Origin of the sequence: Neobacillus oceani (assembly GCF_046237595.1) — a bacterium.
In the GTDB taxonomy this organism is placed as follows: Bacteria; Bacillota; Bacilli; order Bacillales; family Cytobacillaceae; genus Bacillus_D; species Bacillus_D oceani.
Window position 1 is genome coordinate 401,697 of the sequence record NZ_CP143543.1, and the last position, 25,928, is coordinate 427,624.

Below are 25,928 nucleotides of genomic sequence, written 5' to 3' on the forward strand. Positions count from 1 at the left end.
AGATGGAACCGATTTTACAGGTACAGGACCTGTCCATTTCCTTCGGAGGGTTAAAGGCGATAGACAATTTAAGCTTCACAGTTGAAAAAAATGCAATCTATGGCCTTATCGGACCGAATGGCGCAGGCAAAACAACCGTATTCAATTGCATCAGCCGATTCTATACCCCTGACAAAGGAAAACTCACCTTTCAAGGGCATATAAATCTGCTCGATTATAAGGTCCATCAAATGGTCGACATCGGTTTGGTACGGACCTTCCAGAATGTCGAACTTTTTAAAAACTTGACTGTATTGGAAAACTTGATCATCGGCCAGCACAGTATGACAAAGGGTGGAATCCTCTCACAGGGGTTCCGGCTCCCGTTCGTGAAAAAGGAAGAAAAGCGGATCCGCGACAAGGCCCTCGATATTATGGATTTCCTGGGCATCCGCGGGATTGAACATTATCCAGGGGCAGCCCAGCCTTACGGGGTCATGAAGCTGATAGAACTCGGGCGGGCGCTTATGTCCAATCCAAAAATGATCATCCTCGATGAACCTGCTGCCGGGATGAACCATAGTGAAACACAAACATTAACCAACCTTATTAAAAAAATCCGGGATGAATTTGACGTTACCATCATCCTCGTTGAACACGATATGAACCTCGTTATGGAGGTTTGTGAAAAAATTTGCGCAATAAACTTTGGCTCCAAGATTGCAGAAGGCAGTCCAAAGGAAATCCAAAATCATCCGGCCGTACAGGAAGCGTATCTTGGCAAGGAGGATGAGGTACATGCTTAAGCTCGAAAACATCAATGCCTATTATGGTTACATCCATGCCCTTAAGGATGTATCTCTTGAAATAAAGGAAGGGAATATTGTAACCCTCCTGGGTGCGAATGGGGCAGGAAAAACAACGATATTAAAGGTTATTTCCGGGTTGATAAAGCCTCAAAAGGGCGGCATCACCTTTGACAATAAGAGTTTGACAGGCCAATCTCCTGAAAAGATTGTGAAATCCGGGATTGTTCAGGCACCAGAGGGAAGGCAGGTTTTCCCCGAACTGACCGTCAAAGAAAATCTGCAAATTGGCGCCTATACACAAAAGGATCGAAAGGAAGCCGCCAAGTCCCTCGAGAAAGTATTTACCTATTTTCCGAGATTGAAAGAGAGGGAAAAGCAGGCTGCCGGGACCTTATCCGGAGGGGAGCAGCAAATGCTGGCCATTGGAAGGGCATTGATGGCCAAACCTAAACTGCTTTTACTCGACGAGCCTTCCCTGGGTCTCGCACCGCTGATTGTAAAGGATATTTTTTCGATCATCCGGGAAATCAACCAGCAGGGGACCACCGTATTCCTGGTTGAACAAAATGCAAACCAGGCCCTGTCCATCAGCCATCATGCCTATATTCTCGAAACAGGGAAAGTCATTCATCACGGGCCCGCACAATTGATAAGAAATGATCCGAAAATCAAGCAGGCCTATCTGGGCGGCCATTAACCCACGGCATTTACTAAGCAAATGCTTAGATGCATAGTTGAAAAAATTCAAAAAAGGGAGATCAAAATCATGGGGAAAATTTTCAAAAAAGGTTCATTGTTGGCTTTAGTATTGACTCTTCTGTTTTCTGTAACTGCATGTTCAAACAGTGAAAAAACAAAGGGTAAGGACGAGAAAGACGAAGCAGAAAAAGTCGAACTGGCCCAGGGTGTTACCGATAAGTCGGTAAAAATCGGAACCATCGGCGTCCAATCAGGTGCGTTAGCATTCATTGGCACTCCATACTTTGAAGGAATGCAAGCGTATTTGAAAGCGGTGAATGATGAAGGTGGAGTAAATGGCAGGACCGTTGAGCTAATTAAGAAAGACGATGAATTCAAGCCGGATAAAGCCGTAAAGGCAATGGAAGAACTCGTTTTCGATGATAAAGTTTTCGCTGTTGTCGGCCAGCTTGGCACGCCAGGAGTCATGGCCACTGAAAGCATTGTCCAAGAAGAAGGGATCCCGGCCGTCTACTTCGGCTCGGGCGCAAAGCAGCTCACACAATCCGGGAAAAACTTCTTCCCTGTTCAGCCAAACTATTTCTATGAAGGTAAGCTGATGGCTAAATACGCAGTGGAAAAATTCAGCGCTAAAAACGTTGTTGTCATTTATCAAAATGATGATGTGGGCCGCGATGGTGTTGAAGGTTTCGCGGAAGGCTTAAAAGCGCTTGGCCAGGAAGGCATCCTTAAAGAAGAAGGAAAATTGGCAATCGGAGCCGCAGATACAGACTTCACCGTTCCAGTCCAAAAAGCAAAAAGCCTTAACCCTGATGTCGTAATCGTCTACAGCCTTGCTGGCGCTACGACTGGCATTTTGAAAGAATTCGAGAAAGTAAACTTCAACGTTCCAATGATCACAACGTATTCAAATGCAGATGCATCCTTCCTTGCACTGGCATCACCAGGAGCTCCGAATGTAATCAAGAACCTCTATGTCATGGGCTGGGTCAATGCCGATGCAGCAAAGCTTCAACCGCTGATGGACGCAATGGCAAAATACTTCCCGGAACAAAAGGTAATCAATGCTTACACAATGGCTGGCTGGGTTGCGGCAGAAACATTTATCGCAGGACTGAAAGCAGCAGGGGATAACCTATCATGGGATGGCCTTGTTGAAGCAATGGACGGCATGACGTTCACAGACGGCCTTGCTCCAGAAATCAGCTATGTAGATGGCAAGCGTGAAGGTGTAACCAAAATGGCACTGAGCAAAGTCGCTCAGGATGGAGGCAACTTTATCTTTACCCTGGATTCCGAGTTCACAGAATTCGAATAAATCTGTGCAACAACTGGCCAGGTGAACAGGCCGGAACTTTGGGGCACCTAATTTCCGTGAACTAAAGTTCTAAAAGTAAGGGTTCCTAAATGTTCTTTCCTGGCATTTAGGAAACCCTTATTCAAATAGAGGGTCAAATGTTCGATTTCTGAACAGTGTCCGGAAAACCGACAGAGCCCGATGAAAGGCCTGGAAGGGCTTTTTCAGGAAAAACGTTTATAAAGGCCATGGGAAAATTTCAGCACAAAACTTTCATAAAATTAATCAAAAAAAGCGCCAGCCAGTAAGTCCTTCTAAAACTTTATCCAGCAACGGGTTCCTATAAAAGCTTCAAGGAAGGGGGGATTGATTATGCCAAAAGTTAAAGCCAATGGAATTGAATTTTACTATGAAATACATGGAGAAGGTCCGGTCCTTGTCTTATTGGAGGGGCTCGGGTATGCAAGCTGGATGTGGAGACGGCAAGTAGAGGAGTTATCCAGCCATTTTAAGGTTGTTATCTTTGACAACCGTGGTGTAGGGCATACTGAAAAGCCTGAAATGGAATACTCGATCCAGATGTTTGCTGAAGACACGGCTGAAGTTCTCAAAGCCTTGAATATTGATAAAGCGCATATTTTAGGAGTTTCAATGGGAGGCTTCATCGCCCAGGAGTTCGCCATTTCCTATCCCGAAATGGTTGATAAATTAATCCTTTGCTGCACCTCATTCGGAGGCGCTAATAGTATCCCGATCCCAAAGGAAACACTGGAAATCATGCTCCAGGGTGCGAGCAAGGATCGTACTTCTGAAAAAGCGAGATACGCTGTTTCCACCGCTTTAAACGAAGGGACATTGAACGAAAATCAGGACATTCTTGATTTTATCCTACAAGAGCAGAGAAATAATCCACAGCCAAAACATGCATATCAGCGACAGCTGTTTGCCGGTGCGTCCTTTAATAGCGAAAACAAGGTAGACACGATAGTCGCTGAAACGCTCATACTCGCAGGTCGAGGTGATCGAGTCGTACCGTTTGAGAATGCACAGCTTCTTCTTGAAAAAATTGCTCATTCAAGAGCAATCATCATAGATGATGCAGGACATCTGTTTTTTATGGAGAAGCCGAAACAAACAAACCAATTAATCATTGATTTTTTGAAAGATAACAAATGAAACAAGGCGCTAAACACAGTCTGGATCACTATAGACAGGAGGCGTAAAGAATGACAACCAATGATGTTGGAATTGTCGGAACAGGCATCTATATCCCAGACCATAGAATGACCGCGAAGGATATTGCCGATGCGACAAACGGCGTTTGGACGGAGGAAGCCATCTCCCAAAAGCTGGGGATCAAGGAAAAGCGGGTTCCCGGTGAAAATGACGGGACACAGGAAATGGGTGTCCGGGCCGGCCTCGATGCACTCAAGAACACTGGGATCGACCCGAAGGAAATCGATCTGGTCATCTCAATCGGTGAAGAGTGGAAGGAATACCCGCTAACCACTTCCGCCATTTACATTCAGGAACAAATCGGCGCAACCAATGCATGGGGCATCGATCTCCAGCAGCGCTGCTGTACAGCAGTCTCGGCCATGAAAATAGCAAAGGACATGATGCTTTCAGACGAGGACATTAACACCGTCATGATTGTAGGCGGCTATCGCAATGGCGATTTCGTCGATTACACCGACCGGGCGATGTCAATGATGTATAACCTATCAGCAGGAGCAGGAGCGATTATTTTAAAAAAGAACTACGGACGCAACCTCCTATTAGGCTCGCATATTATGACAGACGGAACAATGTCGCGCGACGCCGGGGTGGAATTCGGCGGAACCGAAAAGCCGATCACCAGAGAAAATCTTAACGAAGCCTACAAATCTTTAAGACTATTCGATGAAAAGCATATGAAGGACCGCTTGAACGAGGTTTCCATGCCTAACTGGCTGCACTGCATCGACCGGGCATTTGAAAAGTCGAAAGTGGCCAAAGAAGAACTCGGATATCTGGCAGTCCTTCATTTCAAATATTCCATGCACAAGTACCTGCTCGACCTTCTAGGCCTGACTGAAGACCAATCAATCTATTTAAGCGAATATGGCCATATGGGCCAGGTGGATCAGATTCTTTCCCTACACTTGGCATTAGAGCAAGGCAAGGTAACTGACGGTACGGTAATTTCAATGATTTCAGCGGGAATTGGCTATGCCTGGGCAGCGAATGTCATTAAATGGGGGCCGGTAGAAAATGAACGCTATGTCTAAAACGAATAAGTATCAAGACCTTTATTTTTCGAAAAAAATAACAGTTGAAAAAGCATTGAGTTTCGTTAAAACCGGTGACCATATCGTCTCGGCACTTGCGGCTGCTGAACCAAGGAATATGCTCTCCAAGCTCCATACGATTTCGGAGGATATTACCGATGTAAGAGTCTCGACGTGTTTGCCAATCCTTGAATATCCGTACTTTTGCGACCCATCCTATAAAAATCAATTTCTGATGGAGGGATGGTTCTATATGCCTGCTGTAAGAAAGATGCATGAGGCAGGCACGGTTTCCTACATCCCAAACCATCTCCATTTTGCGGGTGTAAGGCGAAACGAACACCGCCATACCAACATGTTTATCGGCACCGCTTCACCGATGGATGAGCATGGCTACCTGTCGCTTTCCTTAAGTGCGACCTATGAAAAAGAAATTGCCCAGGTTGCAGACCTTGTGATTCTGGAGGTCAACCCAAAGATGCCACGGACCTTTGGCGACACAATCATTCATATTTCCGAAATCGACTATGTGATTGAAGCCGATTACGATATCCCTCTTTTTCAGTCGCCAGAACCGAACGAAAAAGATAGGATTATCGGCAGGCAGATTGCAGAGTTGATTGAAGACGGCTCCACGATCCAGCTTGGCATCGGCGGCATCCCTAACGCTGTCTCAGCTGAGCTCATGAATAAAAAGGACCTGGGAATCCATACCGAAATGTTTACCGACGGAATGGTTGATTTGTTTGAAGCGGGTGTTGTAACCGGCAGGAAAAAAACATTGCAGCCAGGCAAGATGGTTGCAACCTTTGCGCTCGGTACGAAGAAGCTGTACGATTTTATCAACAACAATCCAGGGGTCGTCATATTGAATGGCAGTTACGTAAATGATCCATATGTCATTGGCCAGAACCACAAAATGGTTTCCATTAACACGACCCTCGAAATAGACCTGACAGGCCAATGCTGCTCTGAATCGATTGGCCACCGCCAATTCAGCGGAACAGGCGGCCAGGCTGACACAGCTATCGGCGCCCAGCTTTCAAAAGGTGGCAAGTCATTCATTGCCCTTTATTCAACTGCTAATATCAGAGTTCCTGGAAGCAACGAGCGGAAAACGATTTCGAAAATAGTACCGCGGCTTACTCCCGGTGCCGTCGTTTCACTGTCCCGAAACGATGTCGACTACGTTGTAACCGAATACGGAGTTGCCCACCTAAAAGGCACCTCCATTAGGGAAAGGGTTGAAAAGCTGATAGCCATCGCCCACCCTGATTTCCGTGAGCAACTAAAGCGTGAAGCAAACGAATTAATGATTTGGTAACTAGCTTCATGAGATAAGAGAAAGGTTTGTACCATTCTCTTATTTTATAAGGGAACTATGTGAAGTATTGAACAAAATTAAAGGAATAACCAACCAATCGAATTCGAAATAAGTTAGCCTTTAATAAAAAATCACTCCGGCTCCAGCCAAATGCGGCGGAGCGGGAGTGATTTTTTGGTGTGCCTTTGCCTCTCAGGAAACCGGTTTTGTCTCTGTTGGAGCGGCTGATTTCCGCTCTTGTGGTACTACGAGATTAAGAATGAGAACCGCGATGGCGCCGACGGCCGTTCCAGATGACAGGATGTAATTCGCAAAGTCCGGTACGCTGTATAGGACTTCTTTTGGAAGGACCATTGTGCCCACCGTTAAAAGGATTGGGACTCCGATGACGATCATATTGCGGTCATCGATTTCGACATTTTGGATGACTTTAAGCCCGTTCATAACGATGGCTACACAGACGACACCGAAAATTCCCTGGATGACAGGCTGGGGAACACACGTGATGATTGCCGATAATTTAGGAACAAGACCGAGTGCGATGAGGATGATTCCGGCGGCGATAATCGCCATCCTGCTCGCGACACCTGTGATGGCGATAATGCCGGCATTGGAAGAATACCCCGTCATTGGCGTTCCGCCGAAAAGGGAACCGACGAAGCAGCCAAGGCCTTCACCAAAAGAAGCCTTGTTCAATCTCTTTTCATTCAATTTACTGCCCGTGACAGTAGAAACAACAAACCAGGTTCCGGTTGTTTCGATAAGAATAATCATGTAAATAAAAATCATCGTCAGGATTGCCTGCAAGTCAAAAACCGGTTTTCCGAATGGGAAAAGGCTTGGAAAAGAAATCCACGCAGCATTTTTAACAGAAGAAAAATCGATCGTGCCAAAAAACGATGCTGTAATGGTTCCGGCTACAATCGCCAGGATAACGGAGACCAGGCGGAAAAAAGTTCCGTACCCCTTCGCTTTCCGTCCTAGAAGAATGCAAGTGACCAATACCGCGGCGGATACAAATGCAATCAAAACGTTGTGCCCGACATTTCCGGGAGAAGTATAAATGCTATTAAAAGCACTTGGCATTAACGAAATGCCTACGATGACAATGACCGTTCCGCCGACAAGAGGCGGGATAATTTTTTTGACAGCCTTCGCGAACCACTTTAACGGATATCCGAGAATCGCGATAATCAAGGCGCCTGGTAAAAGGCTTCCGAAAACAGCTCCCATTCCAAGCTTTCCGCCAATCGCTGCCAAAGCGCCGATCGGGACATAGGATGGCCCCTGGACGACTGGAAGGCGCAAGCCGCCAATTGTTTGAATCAATGTCGCCAGTCCGGCTGCAAGAAAACACATTTGAATAAAGAAGGTTGTGTTCATTGAATCCAGCGAAAGCAATCCAGCAATAATAATTGGCGCGATGTACAGGTCCATTGCAAGTACATGCTGCATGCCAAGCAAGAACGCCTTCCTCCAACTGATTTTTTCGTCAATCCCTACTGCAATGTTCGTGTTTTGGTTGTTTTGGTCCACTGAGTAAAACTCCTTTATTATTATTTTTTGGTTTAATAGAACGATAGGATTGGCAAATTGGTCATTCGATTAGTAGGTTTGGTTTGTAGTATTGTCTGTTATTTGCACTTAAAGAATTTTCTGCTATCTATGAATTTGTAAATTATAGTTGCATTATAAATAAGGATTTTGAAAATGTAAACCCAAAAGACGTACAATTTTATTTGTGAAAGTAATAATGTTCGTATTCTGTGTTGACTTTAAATGTTGCCCTCCTCCATAATGTATAGATAGTGAGACTATTTGAAGGAGTGGTAAAAGTGATAGTGGAGGAAAATGTTTTACGCAGCGACTGGATTGTAGCTTGTAAAATAGAAGATGTAAAAGAGAAGCCGCTACAGGTGACTGTTATGGGGGAGAGAGTCGTTCTTTTCCGAAATGAAGAAGGAATCCATGCTTTTAAGGATTTATGTATCCACCGTGGCGCAGCCTTGTCGCTTGGCTGCGTCAAAGACGGAAATCTTGTCTGCCCATATCATGGTTGGGAATACAACTCGGACGGTGCGTGTACAAAAATTCCCCAGCTCCCGGAAGGAAGATCAATTCCTTTAAAAGCAAGAGCATTCAAATATGCCTGTAAGGAAGCGTATGGGTTTGTTTGGATTAATTTAAACAACAACAATCCGGAGTTCTTTTCCTACCCCCAATATGGCGATGAAAGTTACCGCAATATCCTTTGGGGCCCGCAGCAGGTCAATGCAAAGCCGCCAAGGGTTGTCGAGAATTTCCTCGATGTCGGCCATCTGGCTTTCATCCATGAGGGCTTTCTTGGGGTGCAGGAGCATCCTGTTATCGGGGATTATGAAGTCCATACTGAAGGAAACAGGATATACTGTGATGAAATCGCGATCTTCCAGCCGGACCCGGATGGCACTGGGGTTGCCAAGGATGTTTATTATACGTATGAAATTCTCCGTCCATTGACCGTCCTGTTCACCAAAAGGGACCCGGATACCGATAACAAAATGACTATTTTACTAACCATCCTTCCGGTTGACGAAAGCAAGTCCATTGCATATGGAATCATGTCGTTTAATTATGAAACAGGGACAACCGACCAGGAAGTCATTGAGTTCCAGGACATGATTTTTGCCCAGGATAAGCCGATAGTGGAGAACCAGAAGCCGGAGGACCTTCCGCTTGACTTGCAGGCTGAGCTGTCATTGAAATGTGACCGGATGAGCATTGCCTACAGACAATATTTGAAGAGGGTTGGCGTAACGCTTGGGACCGACTAAGCTGGCGGCCGCCCTTATACTTTGAAAGGCAGGAACATACCCGTTCCTGTCTTTTTTTATAAAAAATGGCAGGCATTCCTGTCGGGAAAAACAGTCACTTAGAATTGGGCTTTTATAGCCGTATTAACAATCAAGCAGATATGGGTAAAATAGTACATTGCAACAAATCGGATAAAGCCGTGAAGGGCAAATCTGATTTTGCCCATCCCTCCAATTGCCTAATTTTCCAAGAGGAACGATAGGACCAAAAGCGAGGAATGGGGTGGAGCAGCTTAGCTGAAAAGGCCCGTTTTCCAGGTAACCTTGCTTAGTTGGATAATTATTTTTAAAATTTCGTCGAATTTACAGTGCTTTATTCCTGTGAGATGCCCTAACCATGAAAGCTTTGTCCCATAGTTGGGTCCAAGGTGGTATAGACATCTAATAAGTACATTCGCTAAGCTGAGAATATTAATGAAAGCCTTTTCATTTCTGGGAGGGAGCATGATGAAAAAAACGATTACAATCGCAGTGTCTGCTGTTCTAATTTGTGGCGCGCTAATTCCGCTTACCGGCGCCCAAGCCAATCAGGTTCCGAGAATGACAGTGGAGAAACAAGCTGCAAAAGCTGCCGGTGATAACATTCATCCTGTTTTTACCTGGGGCAATCCTGGTCCGCTTTCTCCAATCCTCCACAAAGGCTCAATCAAGGGGGCGGGAATGATTCAACAACCGCTTGACGGAATTGATGCCCATTTGAACAAATTCATTTCCGAAAGGGCGATGCCTGGGGCAGTGGCGTTTGTAGCGCGGAGCGGACACATTGTAAAGCATGATGCCTATGGATATGCCTACCGGTATGAGGACGATCAATTCACGGAGTCTGAAAATCCAATTAAGATGCGGGAAGATACCATTTTCGACCTTGCTTCAATCAGCAAAATTTTTACGACAACAGCAGCGATGATCCTTTATGACCGAGGGCAGTTCGGCCTTGATGACAAGGTTGCGGAGTATATCCCTGAATTTGCGGCCAATGGAAAGGAAAATGTAACTATTCGCCAACTGATGACCCATACGTCTGGGCTCGCAGCTTGGGTTCCCCTTTACACACAAGGGAATAGCCGCGAAGACAGGGTCAATCTCGTTTTGAGCCAGCCGTTAAGCAATCCTCCGGGCAGCAAGTATACATACAGTGATTTGAACATGATAACGCTCGGGGTTTTGATCGAACGGCTATCAGGAAAGAGACAGGATGAATTTGTCAAAGAGTATATTACGGAACCTTTGGAAATGAAGGATACAATGTACAACCCGCCGGCCGCGTTAAAAGGCAGGATCGCCGCAACCGAGTTCCAACCGTGGACGAACAGGGGGATTGTTTGGGGTGAAGTCCATGATGAAAATGCGTGGGCTCTTGACGGAGTAGCTGGGCACGCGGGTGTCTTTTCAACCGCTGAGGATTTGGCGAAGCTGGCCCACATGTATTTGAATGACGGCCGATATGGGGGCAAGCAAATCCTGAGGACGGAAACAGTCAGGATGCTGGTTGAAAACCAGATTCCCGAATTTCCGGGGAACGACCATGGATTAGGATGGGAAATCGCCCAGGGATGGTTCATGGATGCCCTCGCGGATGAATCCGCGCTTGGCCATACAGGCTACACGGGTACTTCCATCGTTGTGAACAGGGCTAATGATACAATCGCAATCTTGCTTACGAACAGGGTGCATCCGAGCCGGAATACGGTTACGACCAATACGGCAAGAAGAGCCTTTGCAAGGCAGGTTGCGGAAGCCATTCCGGTTTCCGTTCCCGATGGACAAGCATGGTTTTCTGGTTATGGAGACAAAATCCAGCATGCATTAACAGCGGCTGTGGATGTGGAACAGCCGTCGAAAATTTCTTTTACAACATGGCACCGAATAGAAAAGGATTCGGATTATGGCTATCTAGAATGGTCCATCGACGGCTTGAACTGGACGAAGGCAAAGCAATATACAGGCAACAGCGATGGCTGGGTCGATGTTGAAGCGCCCCTGCCGGCAATCGCCAAATTCGTCCGTTTCAGATATGAAACCGATAGCACGGTGAACGGCCGCGGATGGTATGTCGATAACATCAAGATTGAAGGCGTTGGCGGAAAAAACGTTGAGCCTAGTTTCAAAGGAGAAGGATGGGAACAGCGAAGCCATTAGGGTGGTAAGTGGTAGGTTGAAATAAATCTTAAAAAAATTTTAAAGCAGGGGTGATTGTTTTGAAAAAATGGCTATCCGCAGTTGTAACGTTAATCCTGATCCTGTCAACCTTAACAGTGGCTTTGGCAAACCATGACAAGGGCAATGGGAAAAGCCAGGACCATAAGAAATTCATGGTTGGAGCCGAAGTGTTGCTGAAGGAGCATAAGGATTTAATAAAAGGAAAGCGGGTCGGCTTGATCACCAATCCGACCGGGGTCGACCAAAATCTCGTCAGCGTTTTTGATTTATTGTTCAATGACGCGGATGTGAAGCTGACGGCATTGTACGGCCCGGAGCATGGGGTTAGGGGAAGCGCCCAGGCTGGCCAGTATGTTGAGTATTATATTGATGAAAAAACGAAACTTCCTGTATACAGCCTTTACGGAAAGACGAGAAAGCCAACTCCGGAAATGCTTGAAAATGTAGATGTCCTCCTGTTTGATATCCAGGATGTGGGGACAAGGTTCTATACGTATATTTATACGATGGCGTATGCGATGGAAGCAGCGAAGGAAAACAATATTCCATTCATCGTCCTGGACCGCCCGAACCCGCTTGGCGGGACTAAAGTTGAGGGGCCGGTGCTTGATGCATCGAAATATACGTCCTTTGTCGGGAACTATCCGATTCCTCTTAGGCATGGGATGACCGTTGGCGAGCTTGCGATGCTGTTCAATAAAGAATTCAACATCGGGGCGGATTTAACTGTCGTCGAGATGAATGGCTGGAAACGCAACATGTACTTTGACGAAACTCCGCTTGAATTTGTGATGCCATCTCCTAATATGCCGACATTGGAAACCGCATTGGTGTATCCTGGGGCGGCATTGATTGAAGGGACGAATGTATCAGAAGGACGGGGGACAACGAAGCCGTTCGAGCTGATTGGCGCTCCATTTATTAACGCCGATGACCTGGCCGCGAAACTGAACGCCTTGAAGCTTCCGGGGGTGAAGTTCAGGGCAGCGTCGTTCATTCCGACTTTCTCGAAGCATTCTGGGGTTCTCTCCCACGGAATCCAAATCCATATCACAAACCGTGATTCGTTCAGGCCGGTTGAAACAGGCCTCCATATTGTGAAGGCAATCCATGACATGTATCCAAATGACTTCCAATTCCGCGCCCCGGACAGCAATGGTATTTCGTTCTTCGATTTATTAATCGGAAACGGCTGGGTAAGGGAAGCGATTGAAAACGGGAAGTCAGTCGATGAAATGAAGGCCCAGTGGGAAGGTGGGCTTGAGGAATTCAAACAGGTTAGGAAGAACTATATGATCTATTAATTTTTGTAAAATCGCCGTTCCGGCTGGGGCGGCGGTTTTTTGTGCCTAATTTTAAGAGGAACAGTATGTCCCGCATAGCAAAAGCTGTTTCTTGGGATAGTAAAAAGGAAACTTGAAGGAGGCGGCTGAAATGGATAAGGACATTAATCAGGTTGAAAGAAAGCCGGATAAATCGAAAGCGGGCATGATTCACGTCGGGTATCGTTTTACGAATGAAAAGGACGAAAGTGCCCAGCAGGACGGCTTTCGCTATGATTATGACGACTCGTCCGATTTGAATTAACTTGGTCGGAAAAATCGGTTACTAACATGGAACGCAAAAAGGCGTCTATTCATAAAAGAAAGGGTATAATGAGAATCAACTGATAAATGAAATAAGGCAATGAGGAAAGGAGATTCCATGGGTAACGAAATAGGCTGGAATTTTGACAACAGTTATATAAGGCTCCCGAAGCCATTTTATACGATGCTCGATCCTGATCCTGTCCGTGCTCCGAAGCTCGCGGCCCTTAATGGCCCGCTTGCGGAATCGCTCGGGTTTGATACGAAGGAGTTGTCTGCGGACGATGGCCTTGCAGTTTTGGCTGGGAACCGGGTACCAGAAGGCGCGGTACCACTGGCCCAGGCCTACGCCGGCCATCAGTTCGGCCATTTTACAATGCTCGGGGATGGGCGGGCTATCCTCCTCGGAGAGCATATCAGCCCTGATGGAAAAAGGTTTGATATCCAGTTGAAGGGCCCGGGCAGGACGCCTTATTCGCGCGGGGGTGACGGACGCGCGGCGCTAGGCCCGATGCTTAGGGAATACATCATTAGTGAAGCGATGCATGCGCTTGGCATCCCGACGACCCGGAGCCTGGCGGTTGTGGAAACAGGGGAACCGGTATACCGGGAGACCGAGCTTCCTGGTGCAATCCTCACCCGGGTGGCGGCAAGCCATCTTCGCGTCGGCACGTTCCAATATGCTGCCGGTATGGGCGAAATCGATGAATTGCGGGCCCTTGCCGATTATGCGATTAAGAGGCATTATCCGGATGTGGAAACAGTCGGGAATAAATATTTATCGCTGCTAACGAAAGTTATAAATAGCCAAGCAAGGTTGATTTCCAAATGGCAGCTAGTGGGCTTTATTCACGGAGTTATGAATACTGACAACATGACGATTAGCGGCGAGACGATTGATTATGGGCCGTGCGCCTTCATGGATGTGTACGACCCGGCGACTGTATTCAGTTCAATCGACAGGGAGGGCCGCTACGCCTATGGCAATCAGCCGTATATCGGAGCATGGAACCTCGCCCGTTTTGCCGAAACGCTATTGCCGCTCCTCCATGAAGATGAGGAGGAGGCTCTTAAAATGGCCAATGAGGCCATTTCCGGTTTTGCGAAGCAGTTTCAACAGTACTGGCTGGACGGAATGAGGGCAAAGCTTGGGTTGACAAATGAGGAGGACGAGGATGAAACACTCATCAGCGATCTTCTCAATTTAATGGAAAAATATCGTGCCGATTATACAAATACGTTCCGTGCTCTAACCTTCGACAAGCTGGAGGATACCGTTTTTCATGGAAAAGAAGAGTTTGAAAAATGGCATGCACGCTGGCAGGAACGCCTTGGCAGGCAAAAGGATTCGAAGGAAGTTTCCCTTGAAATGATGAGGAGAACCAATCCAGCAGTCATCCCAAGGAACCATCGGGTGGAAGAGGCGCTTGATGCGGCGGTAAAGAAAGGGGATTACAACGTGATGGAAAAGCTCCTAACAGTATTGTCGAATCCATACGCCCATTCTCCTGAGCAGGAAGAGTACTGCAAACCGCCTGAACCAACGGGCTTGCCTTACAAAACTTTTTGCGGGACATAATATGAAAAAGGCGAACGGCTTAAAAGGCTGTTCGTCCTTTTTTCTTAGCTCCAGTGATTTTCAATACCGAGCACCTTATCTTCGTCTATATTATTACGTTGTAATATGAAACCATTGCTTTTCATCAAATGGTAGTATAGATTTACAAAATATATTCATAACCAAAGTGTTTTTTAATAGAAGGCAGGGGGATTGGATGGAAGCGCTCGTACATGGGATTTTATTGGCCTTTGGCTTAATTTTGCCGCTTGGCGTTCAGAATGTATTTGTCTTTAATCAGGGGGCGACCCATAAAAAATTCTCAGGGGCCGTTCCGGCGGTTGTAACAGCGGGGATATGCGATACACTTTTGATTACAATGGCGGTAGCGGGCGTGTCTGTCATCGTCTTTAATTTCGGGTGGATCAGGAATTTGTTTTTTATAATAGGATTTTTATTCCTTGCATACATGGGCTGGTCCATTTGGAAATCCGCGGGCGATTTGGTGCGAAACGACGGACAGGCATCTTTTTCAGCCAAGAGGCAGGTCATGTTCGCGGCATCGGTCTCGCTTCTAAATCCACATGCCATTATGGATACAATCGGGGTAATTGGGACAGCATCCCTGGTTTATGTTGGGCCTGAGAAGTGGCTGTTCACCTTAGCTTGCATAACTGTATCCTGGATCTGGTTTTTCTCGTTGGCGGTGGTTGGCAGGCGGGTTGGGCAGTTTGGCCAGAAAGGAATATTCCTGAAAAGGCTGAATCAGGTGTCCGCATTCATTGTCTGGGGGATGGCAATTTATTTAGGGTATCAGATTCTCACTTTCATATAATAGTACTCTATCAATAGTCATGGGCCTTTTCCTCTAGGAGAAGGCTTTTTGGTTAAAAAAGAGATTATACTATAATTTACTCGCATTTTTTGTAAAAAATAGAAAGAATATTGAATTTTTGTCCCCCTCATGTATAATTGTTCCGAATGTACCATAGAGATTTGTCGAAAATCACATGATTTGCCGGGAATAAAAGAATTGATTCTGTAATCATAAATAACGCCCGGAAAAGGAGGCTGCCATGAATAGTTCCGTAATTATTCAATTTGAGAATGTAACAAAGCAATACGACCAGGACCGCCCCGTACTCGATAACGTTAGCTTTGAGATCGAGCGAGGGAAGTTTTATACCCTATTAGGTCCCTCAGGTTGCGGCAAGACGACCATTTTGAGGCTAATTGCCGGATTTACGGAGGCAACCTCGGGTGACATTTTTTTTAACGGGAAGAGAATTAACAGCCTTCCAGCGAATAAACGCCAAGTGAATACCGTTTTTCAGGATTATGCGCTGTTCCCTCATTTGAATGTGTTTGAAAATGTCGCGTTTGGCCTCCGGATTAAGAAGATGAAGGAAGCCGATATTAAAGTGAAGGTAAAGGAAGCCCTTCAGTTTGTAAACCTTGTTGGCTATGAAAATAGGGAAATTACGGAAATGTCCGGCGGCCAGCGCCAGCGTGTCGCGATTGCAAGGGCCATTGTCAATGAGCCAGAGGTCATCCTTCTCGATGAGCCGCTATCGGCGCTGGATTTGAAGCTGCGCACAGAGATGCAGTATGAATTGCGCGAGCTTCAGCGCAGGCTTGGCATCACGTTCATCTTCGTCACGCACGACCAGGAAGAGGCGCTCGCGATGTCCGACGAAATATTTGTCATCAATCATGGGAAAATTCAGCAGAGCGGCAGCCCGACTGATATTTATGATGAGCCGATCAACCGCTTTGTCGCCGATTTTATTGGAGAATCGAATATTGTTAAAGGGACAATGGTACGTGATTATCTTGTTGAATTTACAGGAAAGCAGTTTGAGTGCGTCGACCAGGGGCTGAATCCCAATGAACCGGTTGAAATTGTCATCCGTCCGGAGGATTTGGAAATCACCTCGCTTGAAAAGGGCAAGCTTCAGGTGCAGGTTGATTCCCAGCTTTTCCGAGGTGTCCATTATGAACTGAGCTGCTACGACAATGCCGGTAACGAGTGGCTTGTCCACTCGACGAAAAAAGCGGCCGTTGGCAACCAGATTGGCTTGTATTTTGAGCCGGAAGCAATCCATGTTATGCGATTGGGCGAAACGGAAGAGGAATTTGACCGGCGGTTAGAGGCGTATAAGGATGGAGAAGGCGAATGAACCGGAACCTGACTCGCCAGCTATATATGCTGCCCTATACCCTTTGGATGGTTTTCTTTGTCATCGTTCCTATTTTACTCGTAGTCTACTATTCTTTTCTTGATATTGACGGCCATTTTTCCCTGGAGAATTACCAAAGGTTCTTTACGCCGGTCTATTTGAAGATGACCCTCAGTTCCTTTTGGTATGCATTCTTGATTACGCTGTTTTCCTTGCTTGTCGCTTATCCGACTGCGATGCTGCTGACGAAGACGAGGCATAAGCAGCTTTGGCTATTGCTCATCATTGTTCCGTCCTGGATTAATTTGCTTCTAAAAGCTTATGCGTTCCTTGGCATTTTCGGTACGTACGGGGCGGCCAACCAGTTCCTTGAGGCGATCGGAATCGGGACGAAGCAAATCCTGTTTACTGATTTCAGCTTTATTTTTGTTTCTGTTTATATTTTTATCCCATTTATGATTATGCCGATCTTCAACTCACTGAATGAATTGAATCCGGCGCTCATCGATGCAGCCAACGATCTTGGCGCATCGAAGTGGACGACTTTCAGCCGTGTAACCTTCCCGCTCACGATCGAAGGGGTAAAATCAGGCTGCCAGGTTGTCTTCATTCCTGCTCTTTCCCTGTTCATGCTGACAAGGCTCATTGCCGGAAACAGGGTCATCACGCTCGGAACAGCGATAGAGCAGAACTTCCTTGTAACACAGGATTGGGGAATGGGTTCGACAATCGCGGTGTTTTTAATTATTGCGATGTTTGCCATTATGGCGATGACAGGCATCCGAAAGCGGGGTGTTTCACGTGGATAAAAGGCTGTCCCCACTCTCAAAACTGTTTTTGATCCTGATATTCTTTATCCTGTATGCACCTATTTTCTTCCTGATCCTTTACTCTTTTAACAGCGGGGGGAAAATGTTCGGGTTTGAAGGGTTTACCCTTGATTGGTACAAGGAATTGTTCAACGATACACGCCTGTTGATCATTGTCCTGAATACGCTCGTCGTGGCGCTGCTTTCCGCCCTAATTGCTACGATTATCGGTGTTGGCGGCGCGCTTGGAATCCACTACATGAGAAAGCGGTCGACGAAAAACACGATATTGTCGCTTAATAATGTATTGATTGTCAGCCCTGACGTCATTATCGGGGCATCGTTCCTGATTTTATTTACCGTTTCCGGTTATAAACTCGGATTTTACTCGGTGCTGCTTTCCCATATCGCGTTCAGCGTGCCAATCGTCGTCCTGATGGTCCTCCCGAAATTGACCGAAATGAGTCCCACCCTGGTCGATGTAGCTAAGGACCTGGGCGCAAACAGCTGGGACGTGTTGACGAAGGTAGTTTTGCCCTATCTGACGCCGGGAATCATGGCTGGATTCTTCATGGCGCTGACCTATTCGCTTGATGATTTTGCAGTAACATTTTTTGTAACAGGTAACGGATTCAGCACGCTTTCGGTTGAAATTTATTCACTTGCGCGCCGGGGCGTTTCCCTGAATATAAACGCCCTTTCGACGCTTTTGTTCCTATTCACGGTGATTCTCGTGGTGGTTTACTACTTCATTACGCAACGGCAAAAGCCGGCCGGAATGGGGGTCCGTAAATGAAACAGCTAATGCGTTTATTTATTTCAATCGTCCTTGCATCGGCCCTTTTGCTCGGGATTATCTCAAAACTCAATGCGACCAAAGGGTATTCAGGCGGCAACACATTGACGATTTACAACTGGGGAGATTACCTCGACCCCAATTTGATCAAGCGGTTTGAAAAAGAAACCGGCATCAGCGTTGTCTATGAAACTTTTGATTCGAACGAAGCGATGATGACAAAGATCAAGCAGGGCGGGACAGCCTATGATATTGCCGTTCCTTCTGAATATATGATCGACAAGATGCGGGAGGAGAATTTGCTGATTCCCCTCGACCATTCCAAGCTTCCGAATCTAAAAAACATTGATCCGCGTTTCATGGATTTGCCATTCGATCCAGAAAATAAGTATTCAGTTCCTTATTTCTGGGGGACGGTTGGAGTTGTCTATAATCCAAAAATGCTTGGAGGGAAAGAGATTACGAGCTGGAACGACCTTTGGGATCCGGATTTGAAAAATGAAATCCTCCTGATCGACGGCGCGCGCGAAGTGATCGGCATGGGGCTGAACAGCCTTGGCTACTCTCTGAATGACACGAATAAAAAGCATCTCCTCCAGGCAAAAGGAAAGCTTGATACGCTGACGCCGAATATCAAGGCGATTGTCGGTGACGAAATCAAGATGCTGTTGGAGAATGAAGAAGCTGCAATCGGGATTGTTTGGTCCGGGGTGGCTGCCGACATTATGGGAGAAAACGAAGACATTGAATATGTCGTCCCAAGTGAAGGATCGAATCTATGGTTCGATAACATGGTCATTCCGAAGACGGCGAAAAACATAGAAGCAGCCCATAAGTTTCTCAATTTCATGCTTGACGCCAAAATCGCCGCCCAGAATACGGAATGGGTTTATTATTCAACACCGAACAAGGAAGCCCTGAAGTACATGCCGGAGGAAATGACGTCCGACGAGCGCTTCTATCCTTCCGAAGAACTGACGGAAAAGCTTGAGGTGTACGAAAACCTAGGCCCACGGAACCTGGCCTATTACAACCAGCTCTTCCTCGAATTTAAAATGCATAGGAAATAAGTTTTGAAGGCACCCGGTTGGGTGCCTTTCTTTGTAGAGAAATGTAAACAGTACCTGTCACCCTCCCCGAAAAATCTTGTTTCACAGTAGTCTTTTCTCCCGAATCCCCCCTTTTTTTGAGAATGCCCCTCTATTTGGTAATTTTGTGAACTTTTTTTGGGCTATTGTCCAATGCATATTTCAATGTTATAATCTGATAGTGTGATAATATGGTAACGTACTAAAGCGTTTTTAGCTAAAATAAACTTAACAAAAAAGGATGGTCAACCTATGAAACGTCTAGCGATGATTGCATTTCTTGTCTCAGCGTTGTTTATGGTTCTTACAGGATGTTCGGGCAGTTCCACTTCTGGAAAAGGGAACGGTGATACGCTCGTAATCGGAATTGACGATAAGTTCGCGCCGATGGGCTTCCGTGATGAAAACAACAAGCTTGTCGGTTTTGATATTGATTACGCCAAAGCAGCTGCGAAGGAAATGGGCATGAAGGCGAAATTCCAGCCAATCGACTGGAAAACAAAGGAGTCCGAGCTAAGCAGCGGACGGATTGACTTGATTTGGAACGGTTACACTATTACAGATGATCGAAAGAAGAAAGTTCTTTTCACAAAGCCTTATCTTGAAAACGCGCAGGTCGTCGTCACACTTGCCAATTCAAACATCAAAACTCTTGCTGACCTGAAAGGAAAAGTCGTTGGGCTGCAATCCCTGTCTTCCGCGGCTGATGCGCTTGATGCCAACCCGGTTAAGCCAAAAATTAAAAAAGTGACTGAATTTGCGGATAATGTCATGGCACTCAACGACTTGAAGAGCGGACGGCTCGATGCGGTCGTTATCGATGAAGTTGTCATAAATTACTACATGGCGAAACAAGAAAACACATTCAAAATCCTCGACGAAAGCCTGGCTCCGGAACAATACGGAGTTGGCGTGAAAAAAGGGAATGAAGAGCTTCGCGATAAGCTGCAGAAAGCCCTTGATAAACTGAATGAAGACGGCACCGCCGCCGAGGTTTCGAAAAAATGGTTTGGGGAAGACAAAGTATTAAAATAAAAGCCAAATGAAAAAACAAAACAGGATTTCCAGGGGAAACCCTGTTTTGTTTTCGCTTAGTGAACCCGGAGGAATTTCGTATGTCTCTCGATTATATTATTTCAATCAGCGGGCCGATGCTTGAAGGGGCAAAAATGACAATTCTGTTGTTTTTTATCGCCATCATCGCGTCCATCCCGCTCGGATTTTTACTTACTCTTGCAGTGAAAAGCAGCTTCAAGCCGCTATCTTGGCTTGCCCAGGGATATATTTATGTCATGCGCGGCACGCCGCTGTTGCTTCAGCTCCTATTCATCTGTTTCGGCCTGCCGATGATTCCCGTAATCGGCGAGTACCTTGTGCTCGATCGGTTTGTCGCCGCCTCACTTGGATTTGTGCTGAACTATGCGGCTTATTTTGCGGAAATCTTCCGCGGCGGCCTCCTCGCCATCGACAGGGGCCAGTATGAAGCGGCACAGGTGCTCGGCCTGAATAAATGGCAAACAACAGCAAGGGTCATCCTCCCTCAAATGTTCAGGATTGCCCTTCCGGCCGTTGCGAACGAATCTGTAACACTCGTGAAGGATACAGCACTGCTTTACGCGGTCGCCGTACCGGAGCTGCTCCACTTTGCCCAGACCGCGGTCAACAGGGACTTCACCATTGTTCCATTCTTCGTCGCCGGGGTCATTTACCTTGCTATGACATTGGTACTGACGGCAATTTTCAAATGGGTGGAACGGAACTTTAAATTTGAATAGAAAGGGGTGGGGAAAATGGCTATCATTGAAGTAAGCAATCTAAAAAAGTCTTTCGGCCAGGCCGAAGTACTAAAGGATATTTCTTTCAGCGTAAATAAAAATGAAGTAATCGCCATTATCGGGCCATCCGGTTCGGGAAAAAGCACGATGCTCCGCAGCCTCGTCCAGCTCGAAAAAATTGACGGGGGCAGCATAGTTGTAGACGGCGAGTACCTTGCAAAGGACGGCGTCTATCCGGGCCAGCAGGAAATTAAAAGGATTACAGCGAAGATGGGAATGGTATTTCAGCATTTTAACCTGTTTCCTCACCTGACCGTAAAAGAGAACCTCGAACTTGCGCCAAAGGTAGTGAAGAAGGAAGCATCCGAAGGACTTAAGAACCGGACGGAGGAGCTTTTAGGGAAAATTGGCCTCTCGGGCCATGTGAACGCCTACCCGGCAAAGCTTTCAGGCGGCCAGAAGCAAAGGGTTGCGATTGCCCGCGCCCTCATGATGGATCCTGAAATCCTCCTCTTTGATGAGCCTACATCAGCGCTTGATCCTGAATTGACGGGTGAAGTGCTCCAGGTTATGAAGAAGCTTGCCGAAGAGCATATGACCATGTTGATCGTCACTCACGAAATGGGATTTGCCCGCGAGGTGGCGGACCGTGTTATATTCATGGATAATGGGGAAATCATCGAATCGGGTCCTCCTTCCGAGATTTTCACGAACCCCCGCAACGAACGGACGAAGGCGTTTTTAACCCGGACCCTGAAGTAATTGAAGGAAGAGATGCTAGTGGAAATGGAACGCTATAAAGATGCTTTATTGAACATCAAAACTGCCGGTAGCCAAAAAGGGTTTTTAAAGTCGGTTCATTACCATCCTTATGAACCGACCCCGTATGAGGCACTCGATGCCCTATTTGCTGAATACCAGCTTGGAAGCCGGGACAGCCTTGTCGACTTTGGCTGCGGCAAGGGCAGGTTGCCGTTCTATGCCAATTACGTATTCAACGCGCATGTTACCGGCGTTGAGATGAACGAAGTTTTTTACCACGAGGCAATCCAGAACAGGAATAGCTATCTATCGAAAATGAAAAAGCGCGCCGACAAACTCCATTTCCATTGCTGCCTTGCCGAAGACTATCAAATCCAGCCTGGGGAAAATAAGTTCTACTTCTTCAACCCATTTACTCTGTCGATTTTTATAAAAGTCGTCAATCGCATCCTAGAATCGGCAGAGAGAAGCCCCCGGGACATAGACTTGATTCTATATTATCCGTCCGGTGATTATATCCAGTTCCTCGAATACGACACAGGCTTCGAACTGGTAAAAGAGGTCGTTTTGCCGAATTTGTACGAAAAAAATCCAAATGAGCGGTTCCTTGTGTACCGAAATGAAGTTTAAAGGGGCATTCCGTTTCATGACGGGATGCTTTTTGCTGTATTGTAAGAGATTTTTGTTCCGGAATGGAGTTGAATTAAAAATTGAGTAGGAAAAATTCTACTTTTCTTTTACTTTAACACCGTTCTAATTTTATCAAAGAAGGCATGGAAAGTTATTCGCCCCAATATTTTTGACATTCACCCCATTTTTAAAATTATTCGCCCTCTAATTTTCTCTATTCGCCCCTATCTAAATATTCGGAAAAATATAAGGGCAAATTTTTATAAAAGAAAACAACGCCCACATGATTAAAAGGCTTCGATAAATTACTCTTTGGTCTGCTGGAAGAACTCTTCGCCAGAATCCGCACCAGGTTTGTTAAACTATTCACAAACTTGATTCTTGCCCCTCCCAAACGATACGTTATACTTAATACATATAGGTTGAAAGGGGATCACACATGCACAAGCGGAGTTTTTTGCGGATTTTTTTGTTTCTGGCAGCTTTCGCGCTCGTTTTAGCTGGCTGTTCAGGAAAAAAAGTCCTCCTTGATGAGCAGGGCAAGGAAGTATCACTTGAAAATAAGGACAAGCCGACCCTCGTCTTTTTCTTCACCGGCAATACCTGAGACTACTGTAAATCGCAACTGGTCGAGTTGCAGAATAATAAGGATTTATTTGCCGATTTTCCAGGAGATATTTATGCGTTAAGCGCGGCTTCTCCGGAAGATCATAAAGAGATGAAGAAAGAGCTTGGCCTTGACTATACTCTTCTATCCGATAAATATTTGACGCTAATAGACAAGGCAAAAATGAAGGATCCTAGCGGTCCCAAGTCAGTGAGGGGCTTTGCGATTCTTGACAAGGCTGGAAAGGTCCTCGAGTCCCAACAGCTCGATCCGTTTGGGGAGCAGGTTGAGGATATCATTCCGTATGCGGCTCAAAAGGTTAGCGGACAATAGCAATTTCACCCCCGTTTGTTCCCTCTGGAGCAGGCGGGTGTTTTTTTGACAAGGGGACCCATAAAAAACCACATTGAGCTATTTGTGGAAATTTGGTATTTTAAGAGTATCACAAAAAATGCCGGAAAGATTCTACAGGCATTAAGGGGACAATATGAAAACAAGGCCATTCAGCAAGAATAAAGGAAAACTAATTTTGCTTTTCTTCATCGGTTTGGTACTGATTTCTGAAATCGGTTCCATGTTACTTCCTATTAACAGACAGTTTTTTCATTTCACCGCCCTGATTGTGACGGGCCTTTTAATTTTCGCTGTCCTTAAAGGGGTGGATTTGACAGCGGAGGAACTTCAGAAAAACAGGCAGCGGCTGAGAGACATTTTTGATACGCTGGATGTCGCGATCTGGTCGCATGATCTGAAATCCGATTATCTAATGATTACTCCTGGAATAGAAAAGCTTTATGGTTATACCCTCCAGGATTTTTACGAGGATCACGAGCTTTGGAAAAAGGTGATTCACCCTGATGACCAGGCTGTTTTGCCGATGAGGGAGCAGGCTTTTGCAAGAGGGGAAACAATAACGAGCGTCTACCGGATCATTCGTCCTGACGGTGAAATCCGCTGGATACAGGACCGGGGAATTCCGACCGTCGAGAATGGGGAGCTGGTCGATTTCAGCTCGGTGCTTTTTGACATAACGGATCGAAAAGAGAGTGAAAACCGTTATAAAAGCCTCGTCGAGATGTCACCTGACATTATCGCTGTATACAGCAGGGGAAAGATTGATTATATAAACGAAACCGGTGCGATGATTTTTGGGGCGGAATCCCCAAAGGAAATGGTCGGGATGCCGCTCTCTAGCCTTGTTCCGAAGTCGGTTATCAGCGAGATGCGATACCGCGAGCTGACCATTGGGAATGAAGTCGGGGAAAAAATAAGTTTGGAGTTCCAGACAGCAAGGCTTGATGGGACAAGGGTTGACCTTGAAATGGTTTCAATGCCGATCTTTTTTGAAGGCAGGGCGGCACGGCAAATTGTGGGCCGTGATATTACCGAACGGAAAAAGGCCGAACAGACTATCCAGCATATGGCCTATTATGACGGCCTGACCGGATTGCCGAACAGGAACCGGTTCAGGGAAAAACTGAACATGGCGCTTCAAAGCCATGAAAAGCAAAAGCTCGCGGTCCTGTTCCTTGACCTCGACCGTTTTAAAATTATCAATGATACAAAAGGGCACACTGTTGGCGATCTTTTGTTAAAAGCGGTCGCATTAAGGCTCGTCCAGGCTGTTAAAAAGGATGGCATCGTTTCGCGCCAGGGCGGCGATGAATTCATCATTCTGCTGTACGATGCCAACCGCGAAAAGATTGTTAGGGTCTCAAAAAGGATCTTGAATGATTTTTCAAGGCCATTTGGAATCAATGGCGAGGAATTTTATGTGACACCGAGCATCGGCATTAGTGTTACCCCGACCGACGGGCTTGACGGGGAAACATTGATCAAAAATGCAGATACGGCAATGTACCTGGCAAAGGACCGCGGGAAAAATAACTATCAGTTCTTTTCTTCGCACCTCCATGGGCTGTCTTCCAGGAAAATGGAGCTTGAAACCGGGTTGAGAAAGGCGATTGAACAAGGGCAGCTTACGCTTTATTACCAGCCGCAGGTCGAACTTGAAACCGGAAACATCATCGGCGTCGAGTCGCTGATTAGATGGATGCATCCCGAAAAAGGGCTTGTCCCGCCATCGGAATTCATCCCTCTTGCCGAGGAAACCGGCCTCATCGTCCCAATAGGGAAATGGGTGCTGAAAAAGGCATGTGAACAGCATCGGATTTGGCAGGAAAAAGGGTATCCGCCATTGACCGTTTCCGTAAATATTTCCGTCCGGCAGTTCCAGGATGATAACTTTGTCGATACAGTAAAAAGAATACTAATCGAAACCGATATGGACCCTAGTTCACTTGAACTCGAGATAACCGAAAGCATTATGCAGAACATCGAGCGGTCCATCACTATCCTCGGACAATTAAACGGGTTGGGAGTAAAAATCGCCCTCGACGATTTTGGGACAGGTTATTCATCCTTAAGCTATCTAAAACACTTGCCAATCGATACGATTAAAATCGATAAATCATTCCTTGATGATATTGAAGCCGAGGCGCTTGAAGGCGCGATGGTCAAAACAATCCTCGATATGGGCTTGAATATGCGATTCCATGTTATCGCCGAAGGAATTGAAAAACAGGAACAGGTTGGCTACCTGGTTTCAAACGGATGCACCGTCGGCCAGGGCTATCATTTCAGCCGTCCGCTTCCCGCTCCACAGGTTGAAAAACTACTGAATAAACCGATTCCCGTTTGAGTTGCGGGACAAGCAGAGGCAAATCCTCCTGAATAGCGAGGATTTG

23 protein-coding genes and 1 pseudogene are annotated in these 25,928 nt (G+C 46.3%); 23 read left to right on the forward strand and 1 reads right to left on the reverse strand.

What is annotated here, in order from left to right; all coding sequences use genetic code 11:
- Positions 1-2: 2 nt before the first annotated feature.
- From V1499_RS02080 to V1499_RS02105, 6 genes are all read left to right on the forward strand, one after another.
- Positions 3-785: an ABC transporter ATP-binding protein gene (locus tag V1499_RS02080; RefSeq protein WP_409273398.1), complete on the forward strand. Its 783-nt coding sequence runs from the start codon at positions 3-5 to the stop codon at positions 783-785.
- Positions 778-1,485, forward strand: a complete 708-nt coding sequence (locus V1499_RS02085; protein WP_409273400.1) for an ABC transporter ATP-binding protein — start codon at positions 778-780, stop codon at positions 1,483-1,485. Before V1499_RS02080 ends, V1499_RS02085 begins: the two co-directional genes overlap by 8 nt.
- A gap of 69 nt (positions 1,486-1,554) precedes the next feature.
- Positions 1,555-2,805, forward strand: coding sequence for an ABC transporter substrate-binding protein (locus V1499_RS02090; protein WP_409273402.1), 1,251 nt, complete (start codon positions 1,555-1,557; stop codon positions 2,803-2,805).
- 351 nt (positions 2,806-3,156) lie between these two features.
- Positions 3,157-3,960: an alpha/beta fold hydrolase gene (locus V1499_RS02095; protein ID WP_409273404.1), complete on the forward strand. Its 804-nt coding sequence runs from the start codon at positions 3,157-3,159 to the stop codon at positions 3,958-3,960.
- Between the two features lie 50 nt (positions 3,961-4,010).
- A complete protein-coding gene (locus V1499_RS02100) occupies positions 4,011-5,054 on the forward strand; it encodes a 3-oxoacyl-ACP synthase (protein WP_409273405.1) in 1,044 nt (347 codons plus the stop codon).
- Positions 5,038-6,378, forward strand: a complete 1,341-nt coding sequence (locus V1499_RS02105) for an acetyl-CoA hydrolase/transferase family protein (RefSeq protein WP_409273407.1) — start codon at positions 5,038-5,040, stop codon at positions 6,376-6,378. Before V1499_RS02100 ends, V1499_RS02105 begins: the two co-directional genes overlap by 17 nt.
- 192 nt (positions 6,379-6,570) lie before the next feature.
- Here V1499_RS02105 and V1499_RS02110 read toward each other — a convergent pair whose 3' ends face one another.
- Positions 6,571-7,914 (reverse strand): uracil-xanthine permease family protein, encoded by a 1,344-nt coding sequence (locus tag V1499_RS02110; RefSeq protein WP_409273409.1) that lies wholly within the window; start codon positions 7,912-7,914, stop codon positions 6,571-6,573.
- A gap of 299 nt (positions 7,915-8,213) precedes the next feature.
- On the opposite strand from V1499_RS02110, the gene V1499_RS02115 reads away from it, so the two are divergent.
- From V1499_RS02115 to V1499_RS02195, 17 genes and pseudogenes are all read left to right on the forward strand, one after another.
- Entirely contained in the window at positions 8,214-9,191 is a 978-nt protein-coding gene (locus V1499_RS02115; RefSeq protein ID WP_409273410.1) for a Rieske 2Fe-2S domain-containing protein, read from the forward strand.
- A 483-nt stretch (positions 9,192-9,674) separates the two neighbouring features.
- Positions 9,675-11,369 (forward strand): serine hydrolase, encoded by a 1,695-nt coding sequence (locus V1499_RS02120; protein WP_409273412.1) that lies wholly within the window; start codon positions 9,675-9,677, stop codon positions 11,367-11,369.
- A 59-nt stretch (positions 11,370-11,428) separates the two neighbouring features.
- Complete coding sequence (locus V1499_RS02125) at positions 11,429-12,694, forward strand: exo-beta-N-acetylmuramidase NamZ domain-containing protein (RefSeq protein ID WP_409273414.1); 1,266 nt, start codon at positions 11,429-11,431, stop codon at positions 12,692-12,694.
- Between the two features lie 130 nt (positions 12,695-12,824).
- Positions 12,825-12,977, forward strand: a complete 153-nt coding sequence (locus V1499_RS02130) for a hypothetical protein (RefSeq protein WP_409273416.1) — start codon at positions 12,825-12,827, stop codon at positions 12,975-12,977.
- 117 nt (positions 12,978-13,094) lie between these two features.
- A complete protein-coding gene (locus tag V1499_RS02135) occupies positions 13,095-14,555 on the forward strand; it encodes a protein adenylyltransferase SelO (protein ID WP_409273418.1) in 1,461 nt (486 codons plus the stop codon).
- A 196-nt stretch (positions 14,556-14,751) separates the two neighbouring features.
- Positions 14,752-15,369, forward strand: a complete 618-nt coding sequence (locus V1499_RS02140; RefSeq protein ID WP_409273420.1) for a LysE/ArgO family amino acid transporter — start codon at positions 14,752-14,754, stop codon at positions 15,367-15,369.
- Positions 15,370-15,610: 241 nt separating this feature from the next.
- Complete coding sequence (locus V1499_RS02145; protein ID WP_409273422.1) at positions 15,611-16,714, forward strand: ABC transporter ATP-binding protein; 1,104 nt, start codon at positions 15,611-15,613, stop codon at positions 16,712-16,714.
- Positions 16,711-17,523, forward strand: coding sequence for an ABC transporter permease (locus V1499_RS02150; protein WP_409273424.1), 813 nt, complete (start codon positions 16,711-16,713; stop codon positions 17,521-17,523). Before V1499_RS02145 ends, V1499_RS02150 begins: the two co-directional genes overlap by 4 nt.
- The gene (locus V1499_RS02155) at positions 17,516-18,319 is read left to right on the forward strand and encodes an ABC transporter permease (protein ID WP_409273426.1); all 804 of its coding nucleotides are present in this window, start codon (positions 17,516-17,518) and stop codon (positions 18,317-18,319) included. Before V1499_RS02150 ends, V1499_RS02155 begins: the two co-directional genes overlap by 8 nt.
- Positions 18,316-19,389 carry a PotD/PotF family extracellular solute-binding protein gene (locus tag V1499_RS02160; protein WP_409273428.1) on the forward strand — a complete coding sequence of 358 codons (1,074 nt, stop codon included), beginning with the start codon at positions 18,316-18,318 and terminating at the stop codon, positions 19,387-19,389. Before V1499_RS02155 ends, V1499_RS02160 begins: the two co-directional genes overlap by 4 nt.
- A gap of 270 nt (positions 19,390-19,659) precedes the next feature.
- A complete protein-coding gene (locus V1499_RS02165) occupies positions 19,660-20,442 on the forward strand; it encodes an amino acid ABC transporter substrate-binding protein (protein WP_409273429.1) in 783 nt (260 codons plus the stop codon).
- Positions 20,443-20,522: 80 nt separating this feature from the next.
- Positions 20,523-21,182 carry an amino acid ABC transporter permease gene (locus V1499_RS02170; RefSeq protein WP_409273431.1) on the forward strand — a complete coding sequence of 220 codons (660 nt, stop codon included), beginning with the start codon at positions 20,523-20,525 and terminating at the stop codon, positions 21,180-21,182.
- Positions 21,183-21,197: 15 nt separating this feature from the next.
- Positions 21,198-21,944, forward strand: coding sequence for an amino acid ABC transporter ATP-binding protein (locus tag V1499_RS02175; RefSeq protein ID WP_409273432.1), 747 nt, complete (start codon positions 21,198-21,200; stop codon positions 21,942-21,944).
- Positions 21,945-21,968: 24 nt separating this feature from the next.
- Positions 21,969-22,574, forward strand: coding sequence for an SAM-dependent methyltransferase (locus V1499_RS02180; protein WP_409276203.1), 606 nt, complete (start codon positions 21,969-21,971; stop codon positions 22,572-22,574).
- A 439-nt stretch (positions 22,575-23,013) separates the two neighbouring features.
- Positions 23,014-23,181 (forward strand): hypothetical protein, encoded by a 168-nt coding sequence (locus V1499_RS02185; RefSeq protein WP_409273434.1) that lies wholly within the window; start codon positions 23,014-23,016, stop codon positions 23,179-23,181.
- Positions 23,182-23,196: 15 nt separating this feature from the next.
- A pseudogene (locus V1499_RS02190) lies at positions 23,197-23,514 on the forward strand (redoxin domain-containing protein); the annotation flags it as partial.
- A 154-nt stretch (positions 23,515-23,668) separates the two neighbouring features.
- A complete protein-coding gene (locus V1499_RS02195; protein WP_409273436.1) occupies positions 23,669-25,882 on the forward strand; it encodes a putative bifunctional diguanylate cyclase/phosphodiesterase in 2,214 nt (737 codons plus the stop codon).
- Positions 25,883-25,928: the final 46 nt, after the last annotated feature.